Annotated in this window: 17 protein-coding genes, 1 pseudogene and 2 riboswitches; of the genes and pseudogenes, 7 read left to right on the top strand and 11 right to left on the bottom strand. The window is 71.9% G+C overall.

Annotation, left to right across the window (positions count from 1 at the left end; translation table 11 throughout):
- Positions 1-613, bottom strand: a pseudogene (locus HHX41_RS36165) (hypothetical protein); the annotation flags it as partial.
- 148 nt (positions 614-761) lie between these two features.
- On the bottom strand, positions 762-1,313 hold the full coding sequence (locus tag HHX41_RS36160) for an amino-acid N-acetyltransferase (RefSeq protein ID WP_169988982.1): 552 nt from the start codon (positions 1,311-1,313) through the stop codon (positions 762-764).
- A gap of 390 nt (positions 1,314-1,703) precedes the next feature.
- Positions 1,704-1,857: riboswitch (cyclic di-AMP (ydaO/yuaA leader) on the top strand.
- A 148-nt stretch (positions 1,858-2,005) separates the two neighbouring features.
- Here HHX41_RS36160 and HHX41_RS36155 point away from each other — a divergent pair.
- Positions 2,006-2,965, top strand: a complete 960-nt coding sequence (locus HHX41_RS36155) for a C40 family peptidase (RefSeq protein ID WP_259401574.1) — start codon at positions 2,006-2,008, stop codon at positions 2,963-2,965.
- 171 nt (positions 2,966-3,136) lie between these two features.
- Here the strand turns inward: HHX41_RS36155 and HHX41_RS36150 are convergent, their stop codons facing one another.
- Positions 3,137-3,385: a LuxR C-terminal-related transcriptional regulator gene (locus tag HHX41_RS36150; RefSeq protein WP_249350970.1), complete on the bottom strand. Its 249-nt coding sequence runs from the start codon at positions 3,383-3,385 to the stop codon at positions 3,137-3,139.
- A 323-nt stretch (positions 3,386-3,708) separates the two neighbouring features.
- Here HHX41_RS36150 and HHX41_RS36145 point away from each other — a divergent pair, with 323 nt between their 5' ends.
- On the top strand, positions 3,709-4,632 hold the full coding sequence (locus HHX41_RS36145; RefSeq protein ID WP_182909545.1) for an NADP-dependent oxidoreductase: 924 nt from the start codon (positions 3,709-3,711) through the stop codon (positions 4,630-4,632).
- 178 nt (positions 4,633-4,810) lie between these two features.
- Here HHX41_RS36145 and lysS read toward each other — a convergent pair whose 3' ends face one another.
- From lysS to HHX41_RS36125, 4 genes are all read right to left on the bottom strand, one after another.
- Positions 4,811-6,496, bottom strand: coding sequence for a lysine--tRNA ligase (lysS, locus tag HHX41_RS36140; RefSeq protein ID WP_182909544.1), 1,686 nt, complete (start codon positions 6,494-6,496; stop codon positions 4,811-4,813).
- A 59-nt stretch (positions 6,497-6,555) separates the two neighbouring features.
- Positions 6,556-7,338: a type III pantothenate kinase gene (locus tag HHX41_RS36135; protein WP_169988986.1), complete on the bottom strand. Its 783-nt coding sequence runs from the start codon at positions 7,336-7,338 to the stop codon at positions 6,556-6,558.
- Positions 7,339-7,345: 7 nt separating this feature from the next.
- Positions 7,346-9,847 carry an L-aspartate oxidase gene (locus HHX41_RS36130; protein WP_182909543.1) on the bottom strand — a complete coding sequence of 834 codons (2,502 nt, stop codon included), beginning with the start codon at positions 9,845-9,847 and terminating at the stop codon, positions 7,346-7,348.
- A gap of 66 nt (positions 9,848-9,913) precedes the next feature.
- Positions 9,914-10,582, bottom strand: a complete 669-nt coding sequence (locus tag HHX41_RS36125) for a TetR/AcrR family transcriptional regulator (RefSeq protein WP_182909542.1) — start codon at positions 10,580-10,582, stop codon at positions 9,914-9,916.
- A gap of 60 nt (positions 10,583-10,642) precedes the next feature.
- On the opposite strand from HHX41_RS36125, the gene HHX41_RS36120 reads away from it, so the two are divergent.
- Positions 10,643-11,281 carry a cyclopropane-fatty-acyl-phospholipid synthase family protein gene (locus HHX41_RS36120; protein ID WP_182909541.1) on the top strand — a complete coding sequence of 213 codons (639 nt, stop codon included), beginning with the start codon at positions 10,643-10,645 and terminating at the stop codon, positions 11,279-11,281.
- Positions 11,282-11,291: 10 nt separating this feature from the next.
- Here HHX41_RS36120 and panC read toward each other — a convergent pair whose 3' ends face one another.
- Both panC and HHX41_RS36110 read right to left on the bottom strand, forming a co-directional pair.
- On the bottom strand, positions 11,292-12,146 hold the full coding sequence (panC, locus tag HHX41_RS36115) for a pantoate--beta-alanine ligase (RefSeq protein WP_182909540.1): 855 nt from the start codon (positions 12,144-12,146) through the stop codon (positions 11,292-11,294).
- Positions 12,137-13,027, bottom strand: coding sequence for a Rossmann-like and DUF2520 domain-containing protein (locus tag HHX41_RS36110; protein WP_182909539.1), 891 nt, complete (start codon positions 13,025-13,027; stop codon positions 12,137-12,139). The genes panC and HHX41_RS36110 overlap by 10 nt, the downstream gene beginning before the upstream one ends.
- Before the next feature lie 229 nt (positions 13,028-13,256).
- On the opposite strand from HHX41_RS36110, the gene HHX41_RS36105 reads away from it, so the two are divergent.
- Both HHX41_RS36105 and HHX41_RS36100 read left to right on the top strand, forming a co-directional pair.
- Positions 13,257-14,237 (top strand): SAM-dependent methyltransferase, encoded by a 981-nt coding sequence (locus HHX41_RS36105; protein WP_182909538.1) that lies wholly within the window; start codon positions 13,257-13,259, stop codon positions 14,235-14,237.
- On the top strand, positions 14,234-14,551 hold the full coding sequence (locus HHX41_RS36100) for an antibiotic biosynthesis monooxygenase (protein ID WP_169988992.1): 318 nt from the start codon (positions 14,234-14,236) through the stop codon (positions 14,549-14,551). Before HHX41_RS36105 ends, HHX41_RS36100 begins: the two co-directional genes overlap by 4 nt.
- Here the strand turns inward: HHX41_RS36100 and HHX41_RS36095 are convergent.
- The gene (locus tag HHX41_RS36095) at positions 14,531-15,730 is read right to left on the bottom strand and encodes a cytochrome P450 (protein WP_310742335.1); all 1,200 of its coding nucleotides are present in this window, start codon (positions 15,728-15,730) and stop codon (positions 14,531-14,533) included. The two genes, HHX41_RS36100 and HHX41_RS36095, sit on opposite strands and share 21 nt — an antisense overlap.
- A 79-nt stretch (positions 15,731-15,809) precedes the next feature.
- Positions 15,810-15,925: riboswitch (SAM riboswitch) on the top strand.
- Between the two features lie 49 nt (positions 15,926-15,974).
- Here HHX41_RS36095 and HHX41_RS36090 point away from each other — a divergent pair.
- Both HHX41_RS36090 and HHX41_RS36085 read left to right on the top strand, forming a co-directional pair.
- Positions 15,975-17,255 (top strand): aminotransferase class V-fold PLP-dependent enzyme, encoded by a 1,281-nt coding sequence (locus HHX41_RS36090; RefSeq protein ID WP_220504736.1) that lies wholly within the window; start codon positions 15,975-15,977, stop codon positions 17,253-17,255.
- A 376-nt stretch (positions 17,256-17,631) separates the two neighbouring features.
- Positions 17,632-18,825 carry an NADH-quinone oxidoreductase subunit D gene (locus HHX41_RS36085; RefSeq protein WP_396706876.1) on the top strand — a complete coding sequence of 398 codons (1,194 nt, stop codon included), beginning with the start codon at positions 17,632-17,634 and terminating at the stop codon, positions 18,823-18,825.
- Positions 18,826-18,829: 4 nt separating this feature from the next.
- Here the strand turns inward: HHX41_RS36085 and HHX41_RS36080 are convergent, their stop codons facing one another.
- Positions 18,830-19,279: a DUF3180 domain-containing protein gene (locus tag HHX41_RS36080; RefSeq protein WP_182909535.1), complete on the bottom strand. Its 450-nt coding sequence runs from the start codon at positions 19,277-19,279 to the stop codon at positions 18,830-18,832.
- Positions 19,280-19,293: the final 14 nt, after the last annotated feature.

Here is a 19,293-nt window from a genome sequence, read left to right as displayed (position 1 = left end):
CGTAGCCCTGCTGCCCGTACTGCTGCTGGGCGCCGTAACCCTGCTGCTGGCCGTAGTCCTGCGAGGAGGCCTGCTGGCCGTAGCCCTGCTGCGGGCCCGTCTGGCCGTACTGCTGCTGGCCCTGCTGGGCGCCGTAGCCCTGCTGGCCCTGCTGAGCCCCGTAGCCCTGCTGCCCGTACTGCTGCTGGGCGCCGTAACCCTGCTGCTGGCCGTAGTCCTGCGAGGAGGCCTGCTGGCCGTAGCCCTGCTGCGGGCCCGTCTGGCCGTACTGCTGCTGGCCCTGCTGACCGTAACCTTGCTGCGGTCCCGTCTGGCCATAGCCCTGCTGGCCGTACTGCTGCTGCCCGTAGCCCTGCTGCGGGGCCTGCTGGCCGTACTGCTGCTGGCCCTGCTGAGCCCCGTAGCCCTGCTGCTGGCCGTAGCCGCCCTGGGCGGCGTCGTAGCCGGGCGGCTGCTGCGGGCCCGTGTTCTGCCCCGTGTGGCGATAGTTGACGACCGTGACATCAGGGTCGTAGTCCTGGGCCTGTCTGTCCGTGCCGTACCCGGGGTTCGATGACGGCGGTGGCGTTCCGTCCGACTCGTCCTGTGGGTACGGCGGCTGTCCGGTGCTCACCGTGTCACCTCGTTTCGAAGACGCATGCGCCGCACGTCCGTAGCACACGCTGATATTGCCAAAAGTAGCGACAGGTGTAACAACAGTCACCTTTGCGGACACTGACAATTCACGTCAAGATCATTACCTGCCGGACCGTGAACGGCGGTCAACGGCGGTCGAGGTGCAGCAACATCCGGGTGTTCCCCAGAGTGTTCGGCTTGACGTGCTCCAAATCGAGGAACTCGGCAACACCCTCGTCGTACGACGCGAGCAGTTCCGCGTACACCTCGGGAGAGACCGGCGTGCCCTGAATGGGCCGGAAGCCGTGCCGGGCGAAGAACTCGACCGCGAACGTGAGGCAGAAGACCCTCCGCACGCCGAGGTCCCGGGCGGTCTCGATGAGCGCGGCGACGATCCGGTGGCCGATGCCCCCACCGCGCACCGTGGGGTCCACGGCGACGGTCCTGATCTCGGCGAGGTCCTCCCACAGCACGTGCAGCGCGCCGCAGCCGACGATTTGCCCGTCCACCACCGCGACCCAGAACTCCTGCACGTCCTCGTACAGCGTCACCGTGCTCTTCTTGAGCAGGCGGGGCCCGACGCCCGAGTACGCGTCGACGAGACGCCGGATCGCCCGGACGTCCGGCGTCCTGGCCCGGCGCACCGTCACGGCCGTGGCACCCGAACCACTGGATGTCTGCGCGGCGACCTGCTCCATGAGCGGCCAGCCTAGCCGGACGGCGTCCGATCCCTCGCAGTCGGCACGAACGACCTCTGCGGATAACGGTCATTCCCAAACGCCGTACCCGACATGAGATCTGACCCTCTGTAGCCGCCAGGATACGGAAGAACGCCCGGCCGTCCGTTAGGACCACGATCCGGTTCGTCCCACTTTTTCCGGCAGCCCGCGCAGCACGTCCAACACCTCAGATCGCTCCAAACGCACGTGAACGCGGACGTACCACCATTGAGTCCGTGACCCAGCTGTGATCATTTGGTTGTCAAACGTAGACGGGTTTCGGAGTTCTGGTTGAGCAAGAACTCGCCGTGCACTATCGTCCAGCGACGATGCCGGTCATCGTGAGCGCTCACGGCGACCGGGCGCCGAATCTTCGAAGCACCGAGTGCGGAGGGGAGCCGGGGACCCAACTGCAGGATCAGGATCGGTTCGGTCTCAGATCGTCAAGGGGTGAATCCACCAAGGTAGGGCTACTCCGGCCCGAACCCGTCAGCTAACCCGGTAGGCGCTCAGTAGTGCCCCGCCACATGGCCGTGCTCCACCACGGCCTGCCGGGGGGCACATGTGGGAGAGGAGCTCGGTTGCGCACGCGTGGAGGACGGCCGGCGGGCAGGCACGCCCGCCGCCGACGGTCCGGATCCGGCACGGCCGGTCCGGGTGCCATCCGCCGATTGGCGTTCGTCGGCGTCGCGCTCACCGCGATCACGTTCGGCGCCCCGGTGGTCCGCGCCACCGCCGACCCCAAGCCGAGCCTCAAAGAGCTCACGGAACAGGTCGAGAGCCTCTACACCGAGATCGAGAGCCTCACCGAGCAGTACAACGGCGAGCGCGTGCGCCTGAAGGCGGCCGAGCGGTCCGCCGAGCTCGCCAAGAAGAACCTCGCCAAGAGCGAGGCCGAGCTGGAGGTCCGCCGGCAGAAGGCCAGCGCCCTCGCGCAGCACTCCTACATGACCAACGGGCTCGGCAACGCGCTCGTGCTCATCGACAGCAACGTCGACCCGCGGAAGTACCTGAGCCAGGCCTCCACGACGTACGCGCTGGAGCTGCAGGAGAGCCAGGAGGTCGCCGAGGTCACCAAGGCCATGGACGCCGCCGCGCGGGCCAGAGAGAGCGCGTCGGCCCGGCAGGCCGAGGTCAAGAAACTGCTCGCCGGCCTCGACTCCCGCCGCGACAAGATCACCAAGCTGATCAAGAAGACCGAGAGCAGCCTCTACCGGCAGGTCTCCCGCACGGTCGGCAGCGAGACGCGCAGCCGGATGGCGTTCCCCATCGTGGGCGACGGCAAGGCCGCCCAGGCGGCGCGCTGGGCCCTCAGGCAGCAGCTCAAGCCGTACGTGTGGGGCGCCGAGGGCCCGGGCTCCTTCGACTGCTCGGGCCTGGTCATGGCGGCCTACCAGTCCGTCGGCATCAGCCTGCCCCACTACACGGGCGACCAGTGGACGGCCGGCACGCACATCTCCCGCGACCAGCTCCGCCCGGGAGACCTGGTGTTCTTCTACTCCGACCTGCACCACGTGGGCCTTTACATCGGCGGTGGCTACATGATCCACGCGCCGCGCACGGGAGACGTCATCCACATCGCCAAGATCGCCGGACGGCCGTTCGCGGGAGCGGTGCGCGTCGCCGACTGAGCCGCGACGCCGGCACCCCGCGACCCGGAGCGCACCCCGGCCGAGCCGCGCCGCCGAGATCGCGCGACGCGGAGCGCATGCCGGTTGAGCCGCCCTCGCCGGCGGCGCCGCTCCTCGACATCGCCGCCTTCTCCGGCGTCTTTCCGCGACGTCGTGCGATCCGGAGCGCGGTCAGATGAGGCGGCGGCGCGCCGCCCAGGCGACGGCCTCGATCGCCGTCGCGACGCCGATGCGGTCGCAGATGCACCGCAGCCGGCGCCGCACCGTGCGCCCGCTGACGTCGAGACTGCGGCCCACACGGTCGGCGGTCACGCCCTTGGCCAGCTCCGCGAGAAGAAGCAAGTCCTCTTCGGTGAGACCGGCACGATCAAAATCCGAGGTGAGACTGTCACCTCGGTAGACGACCTCGGGAACACCCATCGTCCGCCCTCCCCCACGACGATGATTCGTCGGCCCACCCTCCAGGGACGGTAAACGCCTGCCGCGAAGGTCGTCAAGGTTGGGAGTCGACCCGCCGGTCGTACGTCTCCCGGGCCCGCCTCGGCATCCTCCGTGTGGACCCCGGCCCACCGCCCGATCGCTTCCAGCGGCGGCGTGAGGTTTTCATCCAGGCGCGTGAGCCGGCAGCCGGCCCGTACCGGCACCGCGGGGGTTCCCTCTGTCTCCCTTACACACTTCCAGGTGCCTACTTACCAAAAGAGAGCAGCTCTTCCTACGCTCACTTCCGCGTGGAAGGAGGACACATGAGAACACTGGTGGCACAGGGCGGTGCCCTACGGCTGGTCGAGACGCCCGATCCCGAGCCGGGGCCGGGACAGGTGCGGATCAGGGTGGAGGCGGCCGCCGTCAACCCGATCGATCTCTTCACCGCCTCGGGCGCACTGCCCGATTACGGGCTCGCGCCCCGGCTGGAGACGTACGCACTGGGCTGGGACGTGGCGGGCGTGGTCGACCTGGCCGGTCCGGGAGTGACGACCGTACGCCCCGGTGCGCGCGTCATCGGTCTGTCCGACCGGCTGACCGACCGGTTCAAGGCCCAGGGGGACCTGGTGGTGCTGGACGAGGCGGCCATCGCACCGGCACCCGCGGGGGTGGCCGCACCCGAGGCGTCGACACTGCCGCTGAACGCGCTCACCGCCATGCAGGCGCTCGACCTCGCCGGGCTCGCCGCGGGCGAGACCCTGCTCGTCACGGGCGCGGCCGGGGGCCTCGGCGGCTACCTCGTGGAACTGGCCGTGGCACGGGGGATCAGGGTCGCCGCGGTCGCCGCGCCCGGCGACGAGTCGCTGGTGCGAGGCTTCGGCGCGGAGTGGTTCATCCCGAGGGGCGCCGACCTGGCCGCGACCGTCAGGGCCGTCGTTCCCGGCGGCGTGGACGGCCTGGTGGACGCGGCGGTCGCCGGCCTGCCCGCGCTGGACGCCGTACGCAACGGGGGCGCGTTCGTCGCCGTCGGCGCCGGGCAGGCCCCGCTCCCGTTGCGCGGCATCCGGGTCTCGACGGTGTTCGTCCGCGCCGACACGGCCCAGCTCCGCGACGTGGCGAAGCTGGCCGAGGCCGGACGGCTGACCATGCGAGTCGCCGGCACCTATCCGCTGGAGCGGGCGGCCGAGGCACACGAACGCCTGCGCAGGGGCGGCCTGCGCGGCCGGCTGGTCCTGTTGCCCTGACATTCCGGTGGGCATTCCGGTGGGGCATTCCGGTGCCTTGGCGTGCCGGGTGCCCTGACGCCGCCGGACCGGCGTGCGAACGGGAGCGGCTCCGGTACGACCGCGGGCCGGACGGCGATGCCGTCCGGCCCGCGGCGCCGGCTAATCGGCGGTGCGGCCCGCCCCCGGGACATGAGACTCAGGCACGACCGAGCAGCTCACGCACCCGGTCGCGGCCCACGGCCAGCAGCAGCGTGGGCAGGCGCGGGCCGGTGTCGCGGCCGACGAGCAGGCGGTAGAGCAGGGCGAAGAAGGCCCGCTGGGCCGCCTTCAGCTCGGGCGTGGCCGCCTTGGCGTCCATGTCGAGCCCCGCCTGCACCTTCGGCACGCCGTACACGAGCGTGGTCAGCCCGTCGAGCGACCAGTGCGCGTCGAGGCCCTCCGCCAGCAGGCGCAGCGACTCGCGGTCCTGCTCGCCGAGCGTGTCGAGCAGTTCCTTGTCGGGCGTCTCGCGCACCTGCGTGCGCTCCTCCGCGGCCAGGTAGGTGTTCACCCAGTGCCGGGCGCGGTCGAACCGCGGCCGCAGCTCGTCCAGCCCGGTGATCTCCGGGTCGAACGCGCGCAGGATGCGCAGCGTCTGCTCCTCGTGCCCGGTGGCGATGTCCACGACCGAGGCGAGCGTCCGGTACGGCAGCCGCCGCGGCGTCTCCGGCAGCGTCCTGGACGCCGTGCTCGACGCGCGGCGGTAGGCCGCCTGGTCGGCCGGCAGCGCCGTGCCGTCCTGCACCTTCCTGGTCAGCGTGTCCCACTCGTCGTACATCCGCTGGATCTCCTGGTCGAAGGAGACCTTGAACGACTGGTTGGGACGGCGGCGGGCGTACAGCCAGCGCAGCAACGCGGGCTCCATGATCGACAAGGCGTCGGCCGGGGTCGGCACGCCGCCCTTGGAGCTGCTCATCTTGGCCATGCCGCTGATGCCGACGAAGGCGTACATCGGCCCGATCGGCTGCGGCGCGTCGAACACCTCGCGGACGATCTGGCCGCCGACGACGAACGACGAGCCCGGCGAGCTGTGGTCCACGCCCGACGGCTCGAAGACCACGCCCTCGTACGCCCAGCGCATCGGCCAGTCGACCTTCCACACCAGCTTGCCGCGGGTGTGCTCGGACAACAGGACCGTCTCGCCGTGGCCGCACACGCAGGTGTACGACATCGCGGTCGTCTCGTCGTCGTAGGAGGTGACCGTGGTCAGGTCGCGGTCGCAGGCCGAGCAGTAGGGCTTGTAGGGGTAGTAGCCCCCGGCGCCGGAGCCGTCGTCCTCGCTCGCGGCCCCCGAGCCCTCGATCGCGGCGGCCTCGTCGGCGTCCACGACCTCCTTGGCCTTCGCCTTCTTGGTGCGGTACTGGTCGAGGATCGCGTCGATCCGCCGCCGCTCGCGCATGGCGAGCAGCACCTGCTCCCGGTAGGCCCCGGAGGTGTACATCTGCGTCTGGCTGATGCCGTGGTACTCCACGCCGAGCTCGTCGAGCGCCGCGATCATCGGCGCCTTGAAGTGCTCGGCCCAGTTCGGGTACTCACTGCCGGGCGGGGCCGGGACGGTGGTCAGCGGCTTGCCGATGTGCTCGTTCCACGCGGGGTCGATGCCGACCGGCACCTTGCGGAAGCGGTCGAAGTCGTCCCACGAGATGATGTGCACGCACTCGTGGCCGCGCCGCCTGATCTCGTCGGCCACCAGGTGCGGGGTCATGACCTCGCGCAGGTTGCCCAGGTGGATCGGGCCCGAGGGGCTGAGGCCGGACGCGCAGACGATGGGTTTGCCCGGTGCGCGCCGTTCAGCCTCGGCGATGACCTCATCGGCGAAACGCGCCACCCAGTCGGCGTCCATCACGTCAGTCCTCTCTGAACGGGATCCTGCCTTCTATGGTCCCGTACGCGAGGGAGTCGTCAGGACGCGTTACGGGCGTAGACCAGCCGCAGGCCGATCAGCGTGAGCCAGGGCTCGTGCACGTCGATGGTACGGGCCTCGCCGATGATCAGCGGCGCACCGGTGCCCGTGGCGACCACGGTGACGTCGTCGGGGTCGGAGGCCAGCTCGGCCGTCATGCGGTCCACGATGCCGTCCACCAGGCCCGCGAAGCCGTAGATGATGCCCGACTGGAGCGCCTCCACGGTGTTCTTGGCGATCACCGACCTCGGCCGGACCAGCTCGACCTTGTGGAGCTGGGCCCCGGCGGTGGCCAGCGCGTCCACCGAGATCTCCAGGCCGGGAGCGGTCACCGCGCCGACGTACTCGCCCCGGGCCGAGACGGCGTCGAACGACGTGGCCGTGCCGAAGTCCACGATCACGCACGGCCCGCCGTACAGGGCGGTGGCGGCGAGCGCGTTCACGATGCGGTCGCTGCCGACCTCCTTGGGGTTGTCCATCCGGACCGGAACGCCGGTGCGGACGCCGGGCTCGACGACCACGGCCGTGACGTCGCCGTAGTAACGCCGGGACATCTCCCGCATCTCGTTGAGCACCGACGGGACCGTTGAACAGATCGCGATGCCGCTGATGTCGGCGTCCTTGAGCAGCGGCGACTGCCCGAGGAGGCCCTGGAGCACCACCGCGATCTCGTCCGCCGTGCGGCGCGGATCGGTGGCGATCCGCCAGTGCTCGATCACCTCTTCACCCTCGAACAGGCCCAGCACAGTGTGGGTGTTGCTGACGTCGATGGTGAGCAGCATTCCCCGATTATGCCTCACGAAGATCCAGGCCCAGGTCGAGTGCCGGGGCCGAGTGCGTGAGCGCGCCGACGGCCAGGTAGTCGACCCCCGTCTCGGCGACGGCGCGGGCCACGTCCAGGGTCAGCCCGCCGCTCGACTCCAGCCGCGCCCGCCCGGCCACCAGCCGTACGGCCTCGGCGAGCTGGTCCACGGTGAAGTTGTCGAGCAGGATCTCGTCGGCTCCCTCGGCGAGGACCGGCTCGATCTGGTCGATCCGGTCCACCTCGACCTCGATCGGCAGTCCGGGGAAGGCCTGCCGTACGGCGCGGAACGCCTCGGCGACGCCTCCGGCGGCGACGACGTGGTTGTCCTTGATCAGGGCGGCGTCGTGCAGGCCCATCCGGTGGTTGACCCCGCCGCCGGCCCGGACGGCGTACTTCTCCAGCGCGCGCAGCCCGGGGAGGGTCTTGCGGCTGTCGCGGATCCGGGCGCCGGTGCCCTCGACGGCGTCCACCCAGCGGCGGGTCTGGGTGGCGATGCCGGACAGGTGGGTGAGGAAGTTGAGCGCGGTGCGCTCCAGCGTGAGCAGGTCCCTGGTCGTGCCCCGCACGGTCATCACCACGTCGCCGGGGCACACCCGGTCGCCGTCGCCGGCGTGCCGCTCGATCTCGACCTGCCCGGCGGCCTGGCGGAAGACGGTCTCGGCCACGGCGAGGCCGGCGACCACGCCCTCCTTGCGGGCCACCACGTCGGCGACGGCCCGCTGTCCGGCCGGGATCGTGGCGACCGAGGTCACGTCCTGTCCCCCGGCCAGGTCCTCCTCCAGGGCGGCCCGGACGAGACCGAGCACGGCGTCCGGGTCGAGGCCGGCCTTGTCCAGCTCGGTCCGCGGTTCCTCGTGAGGTGTGTACGTCAAGGTCAGTCCCTCCGCCGTCAGGGCGATGTCGATGTGCGCCCGCCAGCGGGCGTCGTCGCGGTCGGGGTGGTCCTCCCGCCAGTGCGAGCCGCGGGTCTCCTCGCGCACGGCCGCCGCGGCGACCAGCGCGGAGGCCACCGTGAGGAGGTTGGTCGCCTCCCACGACTCGGTGCAGGGCTCGACCGCGACCGGCGTCCAGCGGGCGTCCGACAGCGCGCGGGCGACCTGCGCGAGGCTCCGGTCGCTGCGCAGCACCCCGGCGCCCCGGCTCATGTGGCTCTGGACCCTCGGCCGCGTACGCGGGTCGACGAGGCCCTCGGGCCGATCGTCTCGCGCGGGCTCGCGCGGGGTGAGCTTCTTCGCGGCCAGATCGGCGGCGATCCGCTCACCGTAGACGAGCCCTTCCAGAAGGGAGTTGGAGGCCAGCCGGTTGGCGCCGTGCACGCCCGTGCAGGCCACCTCCCCGCAGGCGTACAGACCGGGCACGCTGGTCTTGCCGTACAGGTCGGTGCCTACGCCGCCGCTCGCGTAGTGGGCGGCCGGGGCCACGGGGATGGGCTCGGTGACGGGGTCGATGCCGTGCTCGCGGCAGACGGCGAGGATCGTGGGGAACCTGGTCCGCCACTTGTCCTCGCCGAAGTGGGTGGCGTCGAGGTAGACGTGGTCGGCGCCGGTCCGCGCCATCTGGCGCATGATCGCCTTGGCGACCACGTCGCGGGGCGCGAGGTCGGCCAGCTCGTGCACGCCCCGCATGAAACGCTCGCCGTTCGAGTCGATCAGCACGGCGCCCTCGCCGCGCACGGCCTCGGAGACGAGGGGCTGCTGGCCGGTCGAGCCCTCCCCCAGCCACAGGACCGTGGGGTGGAACTGCACGAACTCGATGTCCCTGACCACCGCGCCGGCCCGCAGGGCCAGCGCCACACCGTCTCCGGTGGACACGACGGGGTTGGTGGTGGCCGCGTAGATCTGGCCCATGCCGCCGCTGGCCAGCACCACGGCCCCGGCCCGTACGGCGCCGACGCCGTCGCGGGCGCCCTCTCCCATCACGTGGAGCGTGACCCCGCAGGCGTGGCCCTCGGCGTCGAGGAGGAGGTCGAGGGCGAGGGCGTGCTCGATGACCTCGATGCGGGACTCGGCCAGCACGGCCTCGACCAGAGCGCGCTGCACCTCGGCGCCGGTCGCGTCGCCGCCCGCGTGCACGATCCGGTTGCGGCGGTGGCCGCCCTCGCGGGTGAGCTGGAGCTCGCCGTCGGTGCCGCGGTCGAACTCGGCGCCGTGGCTCATCAGCCGCTTCAGCGCGTCGGGGCCCTCGGTGACGAGGACGCGTACGGCCTCCTCGTCGCACAGGCCGACCCCGGCGACGAGCGTGTCCCTCAGGTGCTCGTCGGGGGTGTCCTCGGGGTCGAGGACGGCGGCGATGCCGCCCTGTGCCCAGCGGGTGGACCCGGCCGACAGCACGTCCTTGGTGACCACGAGCACCCGCGCCCGGGGGTCGAGTTCGACGTGGCGCAGCGCCACGGTGAGGCCGGCGATGCCGGACCCGATCACGACGGCGTCGGCCTCGACGGTCCAGCCGGGTGCGGGGGCGGTGAGTCTGCGTGCGAGCGCCACCATGAGGGGATCCCCTTTCGTCATAATGACGATAACGCCCCCCGTGCGATGGTGCCGCCCCGGCCCCTCCTACAGGGGACTCGCCGCGGGGCCCGTGCTTGTCGCAGGACCCGTGCAGATCTGGGCGGCCAGAGTGGCGTAGGCCCATTCCTCCCACCGGTCCGGCGACCAGCCGCGGTCCTGGACGAAGAGCAGGTACAGCTGCGGGCTCAGCAGGCAGAACAGCAGATCCGCCGCCATCGCGACGGAGACGTCGGGGCGGGCGCCGGGCTTGCCCGCCAGCGCCTGGGCCGCGGCGTGCTGCACCGTGTAGCGCGGATCGGGGCCGTCGGGCCATTGCGCGGCGATCTGCGGGTCGGCGGCCCCGGCGGACGCGATCATCGGCATGATCGGGGCGACCCGGGCGAGGATCTCACTCGTGCCGCGCACGTGGGCGCGCAACTGGCCGGCCGCGGTGGGCTCGGCGCACGCGGCGCGGAACCATTCACGGTCCATGACGGCCACCGGCTCGGTGTCACCGGCGATGGACGTGTCGACGACGTCCTTGAACAGCGTGCGCTTGTTGCCGAAGACGAAATAGACCGTCTGAACCGCCACGCCCGCCCGGTCGGCGACCTCCTGCAGGCTCGTCGCCCCGTAGCCCTGCGTGACGAACAGCTCCCGCGCCGCCTGGATGACCTTCTCCCGGGTGCGGCGTGAGCGCTCGGCTCGTTTGTCCGGCCGCTTGACGGTGTCCACGGCGCGAGTATATCTCTAGAGTCAGTCACTAGAGTTGAACTCTAAAAATCCGGAGGGGCCATGAGCAGGCCGAACGCGGGCGCGGACGTCGACCAGGAGGAGGCCGTGCGCCGAGCGCTGGAGGAGTACTACCGGGCCGGCAAGCCGCCGTGGGACACCGGCGTGACGCCGCCCGAGCTGGTCGCCCTGATAGAAGGGCGTGGGGAAGGGGAAGGGGACGGTGTGCTGCCGCCCGGCCGCGCCCTGGAGCTCGGCTGCGGCACCGGAACCAACGCCGTATATCTGGCCCGGCACGGCTGGGAGGTCGTGGCCGTCGACCTCGTCGAGCGGGCGGTCGAGCAGGCTCGGGAGAAGGCCGACGCGGCGGGAGTGGCCGTACGGCTGCTGCACGGAGACGCCACCCGGCTCGACGAGCTGGACGCGCCCGGCCCCTTCGATCTGTTCTTCGACCTGAGCTGCTACTGCGGCATCCCGCCGCACCGCCGCGACGCCTACGCCGCCGGGCTCACCCGCCGCGCCGCTCCCGGCGCGCGGCTGCTGATGTTCGGGTACGGCCCCGGGGCGTTCGACGACACGTTCTCCGGAGTCACCGCCGACGAGCTGCGTGCCAGGTTCGGCGGCTGGGAGCTGGTCGACATCACACCCGGGACGAACCCGGTGCCCACCTTCTGGTTCACACTGCGCGCCGGGGAGGCATGAGCCGCCGCCCCTACAGGGTCAGGACCATGTTGTCGATGAGACGGGTGGTGCCGACCTTGGCGGCGACGGCCAGGATGGCCTCACCCCGGTGGTCGTCGCCGACCGGCCCGAACGTCGCGGGGTCGGCCAGGATCAGGTAGTCGAGCAGCAGCGGCGGGTCGAAACGGGCGGCCTCCTCCAGCACGGCCCGCGCGGCGTCGAGGATCCCGGCCGGCCCCGCCGTTCCGGCCCGTGCCGCGCCGGCCCGCAGCGCCCGCGACAGCGCGAGCGCGGTGCGGCGGTCGGCCTCGGACAGATACCTGTTGCGGCTCGACAGCGCGAGGCCGTCGGGCTCCCGCACGGTCGGCGCGCCGACGACCGACACGGGGACGTCGAGGTCGGCCACCATCCGCCGGATCAGCGCAAGCTGCTGGGCGTCCTTCTGCCCGAAGACCGCGAGGTCCGGCCGCACCAGGTTGAACAGCTTGAGCACGACGGTCAGCACGCCGTCGAAGTGGCCGGGCCGGAAGGCGCCCTCGACCACTCCGCCCATGCCGCCCGCCGAGACCTCCACCTGGCGGTCCGGCAGGTACATGTCGTCGGCCGAGGGCGCGAAGACCACGCCCACGCCCTCCTCCTCGCACGTCCGGAGGTCGGCGTCGAACGTACGGGGGTAGCGGGAGAAGTCCTCGCCGGGGCCGAACTGCAGGGGGTTGACGAACACGCTCACCACCACGTGGTCGGCGTGCTCGCGCGCCAGCCGGATGAGCGACCGGTGGCCCTCGTGGAGCGCCCCCATCGTGGGGACCAGGGCGATCCTCCCGGGGCCGAGCGCGTCCCTCGCCTTGACGAGGCCGGCCCGGTCGGCGGCGACAATCAGGTCCATATGTTCCCCCCCAGGGCGTCCAGCAGGCGTTCGGCCGTCTCCGGCTTGAGCAGCCCCGCCGCGAGCGCCCGGTCGGCGGTGAGTCTGGCGAGGGCGACGTACGCGTCCGCGGCCTCGGGGGCGGCCAGGATGAGCGCGTCGACGTGCTTGCGCACGGTGCCCGCGTCGCCGCGCACCACGGGCCCGGTGAGCCCGCTGATGCCCAGGCGCAGCACGTTGTCGAGGGCGGCGCTCAGCAGCGGGGCGAGCATCCGGCCCGGATGCTCCACGCCGATCTTCGCGAGCAGCTCCTGCGACTCGGCCACGAGCGTCACCATGTGGTTCGCGGCGCCGGCCAGGGCGGCGTGGTAGAGCGGCCGGTCCTGGTCGGCGATCCACACCGGCTCGCCGCCCATCTCGATCACCAGTGCCTCGGCCACCGGCCGCAGCAGGTCGGGCGAGGTGACGCCGAACGAGCAGCCGTTGAGCCGGGTCAGGTCGTCGCTCCTGCCGGTGAACGTCATCACGGGATGCAGCGCGAGGGGCAGCGCGCCCATCTCGGCCGCGGGGTCCAGCACGCCCAGGCCGTACGCGCCGCTCGCGTGCACGAGGAGCTTGCCGCGCAGGTCGGCGCCGGTGGCGGCGAGGCCGGACACGAGGCCGGGCAGCACGTCGTCCGGCACGGTGAGCAGCACGAGCTCGGATTCGGCGATCACCTCTTCCGGCCTGCTGAGCTTCAGGCCGAGGCGGTCGGCGGCCCGTCGCGCCGACGCGTCGGACACACCGCTGGCCGCCACCACCCGATGACCCGCGAGCATGAGCGCGGCTCCGAGCACGGAACCGACCCGTCCCGCGCCGAGCACTCCCACGGCGAGCCGCGCCGGGCGGTCACTTGTGTCCATGACGCCTCCCCTCGGTTCAGCGTAGCGGCGGCGCTCCCGCCGACCCGGCTCCAGGTCATGTCTGGCAGATCAGGCCCTGCTGGGCGTTGCCCAGGCGGGCAGGCACTCCTCGGTCGCCCCAACCCGACGGTCCGATTTTGTCCCATTTCTCACAGGCCTATGTTGAGCCATAAGTACGAAAGTGACTACTTTTCGTCACGGCCCCGGCGTGTCGGTACCGTGAAGCGCTGTGGAAGTCACCTGGCGGGAGGCCATGCGGCGGGCGCTCTACGGCGAGCGGGGCTTCTACCTGCGAGAGCGCCCCGACCGGCATTTCCGGACATCGGTGCACGCCTCGCCGGTCTTCGCCGAGGCCGTGCTGCGCCTGCTCCGGCAGGTCGACACCGCCCTCGGCCGGCCCCGCCCGGTCGACCTCGTGGACATGGGCAGCGGCAACGGCCTCCTCGCCGCCCGGGTGCTCGCCGCCGCGCCGCCGGACCTCGCGGAGCGGCTGCGGGTCACCGCCGTCGACCTGTCCCCCCGGCCCGGCGATCTCGATCCCCGCGTCGCCTGGGAGCCGCAGGTCCCGTACGGCGTCAGCGGCCTGGTGGTGGCCAACGAGTGGCTGGACAACGTGCCGCTCGACATCGCCGAGATGACGCCCGGCGGCCCACGTCTGGTGCTCGTGGATCCGGCGACCGGCGAGGAGCGGCCGGGGCCCGCTCCCGGCCCCGAGGATCTGGCCTGGCTGGAGCGCTGGTGGCCGCTGCGCTCCGCCGGGGAGCGCGCCGAGATCGGCCGTCCCCGGGACGAGGCGTGGGCCTCGTTGATCGCGCGGCTGGCGCACGGCACCGCGGTCGCCGTGGACTACGCCCATCTGGCCGGACGGCGGCCCCCGCTCGGCACGCTCACCGGATATCGCGACGGCTCGCTGGTGCCCGCTGTGCCGGACGGGTCGTGCGACATCACCGCCCACGTCGCGCTGGACGCCTGCGCGGCGGCGGGCGAGCGCGCGGGGGCTGAGACCACCACGCTCACCACGCAGCGGGAGGCGCTGCGCGAGCTGGGGGTCACCGGCGCCCGGCCGCCGCTCGCGCTCGCGTCCACCGATCCCCCGGGTTACGTACGCGCGCTCGGCCGGGCCTCCCAGGAGGCCGAGCTGATCGACCCGGCCGGCCTCGGCGGCTTCGGCTGGCTCAGTCAGTCACGACATCGAGAGGAGCGACCATGATCGCGAGGATCTGGCGCGCGAGCGCCACCCGGGAGGGCGCGGACCGCTACGAGCGGCATTTCACCGCGTCGGTCCTGCCCTCCCTGCGCGACGTGGACGGGCACCGCGGCGCGTACCTGCTGCGGCGGGACGCCGACGGCCGGGTGGACATCCAGGTCATGACGCTGTGGGAGTCGATGGACGCGATCCGCCGCTTCGCCGGCGACGATCCCGCCACCGCCGTCGTCGAGCCCGCCGCCCGGGCCGTCCTGCTCGGCTACGACACGACGGTCACCCACCACACGGTCAGCGTGTCAGACGGCGACCTTCAGTGATTCCAGGCCGCGCATGATGTAGCTGGGCTTCCAGGCCGGCTCCTCGGCGAGCTCCAGGCCGGGGGCGAGGCGCAGCAGCGCGCCGAAGGACTCCGCCATCTCGACCCGCGCGAGCGGCGCGCCGAGGCAGAAGTGGATGCCGGCACCGAACGAGATGTGCGGGTTGTCCGCCCGGCCGATGTCCAGGCGGTCCGGGTCGGCGAAGACCTCGGGGTCCCGGTTCGCCGAGCCGAACAGCAGCGCGATCTCCACACCCCGGGGGATCGTCACCCCGCCGACCTCGATGTCCTCGAGCACCCACCGCTCGAACATCTGCGCCGGGGTGTCGTAGCGCAGCAGCTCCTCGACCGCCGTCGGCATCAGGCCGGGGTCGGCGCGCAGCCTCTCCAGCTCGCCGGGGTTGCGGAACAGCGCCCACCACCCGCTGCCGGTGGCGTTGACCGTGGCTTCGTGCCCGGCGTTGAGCAGCAGCACGCAGGTGCCGATCAGCTCGTCCTCGGTCAGCCGGTCGCCGTCGTCCACCACCTGCGCGAGCGCGGAGATCATGTCGTCGCCCGGCCGATCCCTGCGCGCCCTGGCCAGCCCGCGCAGGTACTCGGCGAACTCCGTCGCGGCGCGTACGGCCGTGTGCTGGACCTCCGGGGCCGGGTTCAGCTCGTACATCCCGCAGATGTCGGCCGACCAGGGGCGCAGGAGGTGGCGGTCGGCCTCGGGCACGCCCAGCATCTCGGCGATCACGGTGACCGGCAGCGGCTCGGCGACCTCGGCCAGCAGGTCGCCGCCGCCGCGCTCGACCAGTCCCTCGGTCAGCTCGGTCGCGATCCTGCGTACGCGCGGGCGCAGCGACTCGACCATCCGGGGCGTGAAGGCCTTGGACACCAGGCGGCGCAGCCGCGTGTGCACCGGGGGCTCCACGTCGAGCATGCCGGCCCGGATCACCCGCCAGAACGGCTCCTGGAAGTCCGGCTCGGGCTCCCGGCCGAACTCCTCGTGGGTGGCCACGTGCAGGTAGGACCGGCCCAGCCGGCGGTCGCGCAGCAGCGCGTTCACGTCGGCGTGCCGGGCGACCAGCCACTGCCCGGTCGGCTCGAAGAAGCTGACCGGCTCGTTGTCCCGCAGATCGCGGTAGGCGTCGTACGGGTGAGCCACGAACTCGGGATTCCAAGGATCAAACTTCACAATGCACACCATAACGGCAAATCCGCCTCTCACCAGCGGGCTTGCCTTCGAGCCCGGATGCCGGGTTATAGTGCGCTCAGGTCATGAGTGCCAGCGTCAAGCCCCGGCTTGCTGGCCGGCAACCCTCGCGCTCGCGGCGGGGTGCCCCGGGTGAGGACCGGGTCCGGCACGAGGTGTGCCGGGCAAGCGCGGGCTCCGCCGTACGACGCCATGGCCGGGGTCCCAGACCCGAGGAGGCTTGGCGTTGTCCGCACTCACCTTCGTCCAGCAGGCCGTCACCCGCATCTCCGAGCCCGTACGCCTACCGGCTGTCGTGGGCGCCGGCCTGGAGGTGCCCGTCAGGGGCGGCAGGCTCGTGCCGTACGCGAACCTCGACTACGCGGCGAGCGCGCCCTGTCTCGAGCCGGTGAACGCCACCGTCGCGGCGGCGTTGCCGGCCTACTCCAGCGTCCACCGGGGCGCGGGCTACGCCTCACAGCTCACCACCGCGCGGTACGAGCAGGCCAGGCACACCGTGCGGGCCTTCGTCGGGGCCCGTCCCGGCGACGCCCTGATCTTCGTGCGCAACACGACCGACGCGATGAACCTGCTGGCCCGCAGCCTCCCCGAGGGCACCACCGTCGTCGTGTTCGACACCGAGCACCACGCCTCGCTGCTGCCCTGGCCCGACGTCGTACGGCTCGCGCCGCCCGCCTTCCCCGGCGAGGCGATCCGGGCGGCCGACGAGGCGCTGGCCGCGATCGAGGGCCCGGCCCTGCTCGTCGTGACCGCCGCCTCCAACGTCACGGGCGAGCTGTGGCCGATCGCCGGGCTGGCCCACGTCGCCCACCGGCACGGCGCGCGGATCGCCGTGGACGCCGCCCAGTTCGTCCCCCATCGCGGGCTCAACCTCGCCGCGCTCGACCTCGACTACGTGGCGTTCTCCGGGCACAAGCTCTACGCCCCCTTCGGCGCCGGGGTGCTCGTGGGCCGCCCCGACTGGCTCGCCGACGCCGATCCGTACCTGCGCGGCGGCGGAGCCGTACGGTCCGTGGGCGAGACGGTGGACTGGAGCGACGACCCCGAGAGCCGGCACGAGGCCGGCACCCCCAACGTGCTCGGCGCCATCGCGCTCGCCGCCGCCTGCGACGCGCTGACCACGACCGGCTGGATCGCGCTGGTCCACGAGGAGGAGCGGCTGCTCGCCCGCCTGCGCGCCGGGCTCGCCACGATCCCCGGCGTACGCGAGCTGTCCCTGTGGGGTCCCGACCACCCGCGCGTCGCCATCGTGTCGTTCGCCGTGGAGGGCCGCACGGCCAGAGAGGTCGCCGAGACGCTGTCGGCCGACCACGGCATCGGCGTCAGGGACGGCAAGTTCTGCGCCCACCCGTTCGTCCGCCACCTCCTCGGCGGGGACGACGCCGGCTGCGCCGACGGCACGGTGAGCGCCGTACGCGCCTCGATCGGCATCGGCACGACCGAGGAGCACGTCGACCGCCTCGTCGACGCCCTGCGTCAAATCGCCGCCGCCGAAGACGGGAAATGAGCTCGGGGGTCTCGCCCAAGAGGCCCCCTGTCAAGCGGCATCCGTCGACCTCTCGCTGACGGGCAGGCGCAGCGTCCGATCACCGAAGTCGACGACCAGGTCCAAGCGGGCCCCGAGCGCCTCTACATAGCGAGCGATGACCTCGATGGACGTGACCTCTCCATGCTCGATCTGTGAGACCCGGGCAACGCTCAGACAAGGCGAAAATGATCCTGATTTCCGATCGCCCGCGTGATCCTGGACGCAGTTCCTTGAGATCGCAGGGAGCTGCCCTTGAGCCGGTCGACGAGGGGTCTGCCCAACGTTGGCATGCGACGGTGGTCGAGTTCGGCTGATGCCTTCGCCGTCTTCGCTCCCGCGTGATGAGCGTGAAAGCATGGACGGCATGACGACCGAGCAGGAGGGCGGGCGCACCGAACGCATCGTGGGGCTCGGCGCGGGAGCCGACGCCGTGCAGGCGAGGGAGCTGGCCACCGAGGACATGATCCTCAACATCGGCCCGCAGCACCCGTCCACCCACGGCGTGCTGCGGCTGCGGCTCGTCCTCGACGGCGAGCGCATCACGGCCGCCGAGCCGATCGTCGGCTACATGCACCGCGGCGCGGAGAAGCTGTTCGAGGTGCGCGACTACCGGCAGATCATCGTGCTGGCCAACCGGCACGACTGGCTGTCGGCGTTCGCCAACGAACTGGGCGTGGTGCTCGCGGTCGAGCGTATGCTGGGCATGCAGCCGCCGCCCAGGGCGGTGTGGGCCAGGACGCTGCTGGCCGAGCTCAACCGCGTGCTCAGCCACCTGATGTTCCTCGGCAGCTATCCCCTGGAGCTCGGCGCGATCACCCCGGTCTTCTACGCCTTCCGCGAGCGGGAGACCCTGCAGCACGTCATGGAGGAGATCTCCGGCGGCCGCATGCACTACATGTTCAACCGGGTGGGCGGCCTGAAGGAGGAGCTGCCCCTGGGCTGGCTCGACCGCGTCACCGCCGCCGTCGCGGCCGTGCGCCGGAGGCTGCCCGACATCGAGGAACTGATCGCCGGCAACGAGATCTTCCTGGCCCGCACCCGCGGCGTCGGCGTGCTCGACCGCGAGACGATCATGCAGTACGGCGTGAGCGGCCCGATCGCGCGAGCCTCGGGCGTCGACTTCGACCTGCGGCGCGACGAGCCCTACCTCGCGTACGGCGAGCTGCCCGTGAAGGTCGTGACCCGGTCGGCCGGGGACTGCCAGGCCCGGTTCCAGGTGCTGCTCGAACAGGTCAAGGTCTCCCTCGACCTGGCCGACGCCTGTGCCGAGCGCCTGCGGCACCTGCCGCCCGGGCCGATCAACCAGCGGCTGCCGAAGGTGCTGAAGGCGCCCGAAGGTCACACGTACGCCTGGACGGAGAACCCGCTCGGCCTGAACGGCTACTACCTCGTGTCACGCGGCGAGAAGACGCCGTGGCGGCTCAAGCTGCGCAGCGCCTCCTACAACAACATCCAGGTGCTGCGGGAGATCCTGCCGGGCAACCTGGTCGCCGACATGATCGCGATCCTCGGCTCGATGTTCTTCGTGGTGGGAGACATCGACAAGTAGCCGATCAGGCCTCCCCGGAGGGCTTGCCGGGCACCCGGCAGCAGTGTTCGAGGAACAGCGCCGCACAGACCAGGATCACGCAGGCCACGAACGACCCGCCTCCGACGAACGCGTCCTGCCGGGGCTTGTCCAGGTCGAGCAGGTCCAGCACACGCAGCACGAACCCGGCGAAGACGCCGCCGAACGCCGCCCCCGCGTACGCCGTGGCCTTGGCCAGCGCCGCCAGACGGGCGACGGCGAGCGGCTCGACGGGCTTGGTGCCGGGGTGGCGCAGGATCCTCGCCCGGGTCAGCCAGCCCGTGTACACCTCGCCGACGGCCAGCAGCAGCGTGGTGGGGATCGCGGTCCACGGCAGGGTCGGCAACATGGAGTAGAACTGCCGCAGCAGCCCCCAGGTGAGCAGGGCGAACACGACCACCAGACCGACGAGCACGCCGGGATTGCTGGGCTTCACGCGGGAGACTCCTC

This window comes from Microbispora sp. H13382 (genome assembly GCF_014161445.1).
Lineage (GTDB): Bacteria > Actinomycetota > Actinomycetes > Streptosporangiales > Streptosporangiaceae > Microbispora.
The sequence above is the reverse complement of the archived record's forward strand: the minus strand, read 5'-3'. Positions and strand labels throughout refer to the sequence as shown.

Coding starts and splice junctions, on each gene's coding strand:
- HHX41_RS36160 (WP_169988982.1), bottom strand. CDS start 1,313: ATGGAGCAGGTCGCCGCGCAGACATCCAGTGGTTCGGGTGCCACGGCC.
- HHX41_RS36150 (WP_249350970.1), bottom strand. CDS start 3,385: ATGGGTGTTCCCGAGGTCGTCTACCGAGGTGACAGTCTCACCTCGGAT.
- HHX41_RS36145 (WP_182909545.1), top strand. CDS start 3,709: ATGAGAACACTGGTGGCACAGGGCGGTGCCCTACGGCTGGTCGAGACG.
- lysS (WP_182909544.1), bottom strand. CDS start 6,496: ATGGACGCCGACTGGGTGGCGCGTTTCGCCGATGAGGTCATCGCCGAG.
- HHX41_RS36135 (WP_169988986.1), bottom strand. CDS start 7,338: ATGCTGCTCACCATCGACGTCAGCAACACCCACACTGTGCTGGGCCTG.
- HHX41_RS36130 (WP_182909543.1), bottom strand. CDS start 9,847: ATGGTGGCGCTCGCACGCAGACTCACCGCCCCCGCACCCGGCTGGACC.
- HHX41_RS36120 (WP_182909541.1), top strand. CDS start 10,643: ATGAGCAGGCCGAACGCGGGCGCGGACGTCGACCAGGAGGAGGCCGTG.
- panC (WP_182909540.1), bottom strand. CDS start 12,146: ATGGACCTGATTGTCGCCGCCGACCGGGCCGGCCTCGTCAAGGCGAGG.
- HHX41_RS36110 (WP_182909539.1), bottom strand. CDS start 13,027: ATGGACACAAGTGACCGCCCGGCGCGGCTCGCCGTGGGAGTGCTCGGC.
- HHX41_RS36100 (WP_169988992.1), top strand. CDS start 14,234: ATGATCGCGAGGATCTGGCGCGCGAGCGCCACCCGGGAGGGCGCGGAC.
- HHX41_RS36085 (WP_396706876.1), top strand. CDS start 17,632: ATGGACGGCATGACGACCGAGCAGGAGGGCGGGCGCACCGAACGCATC.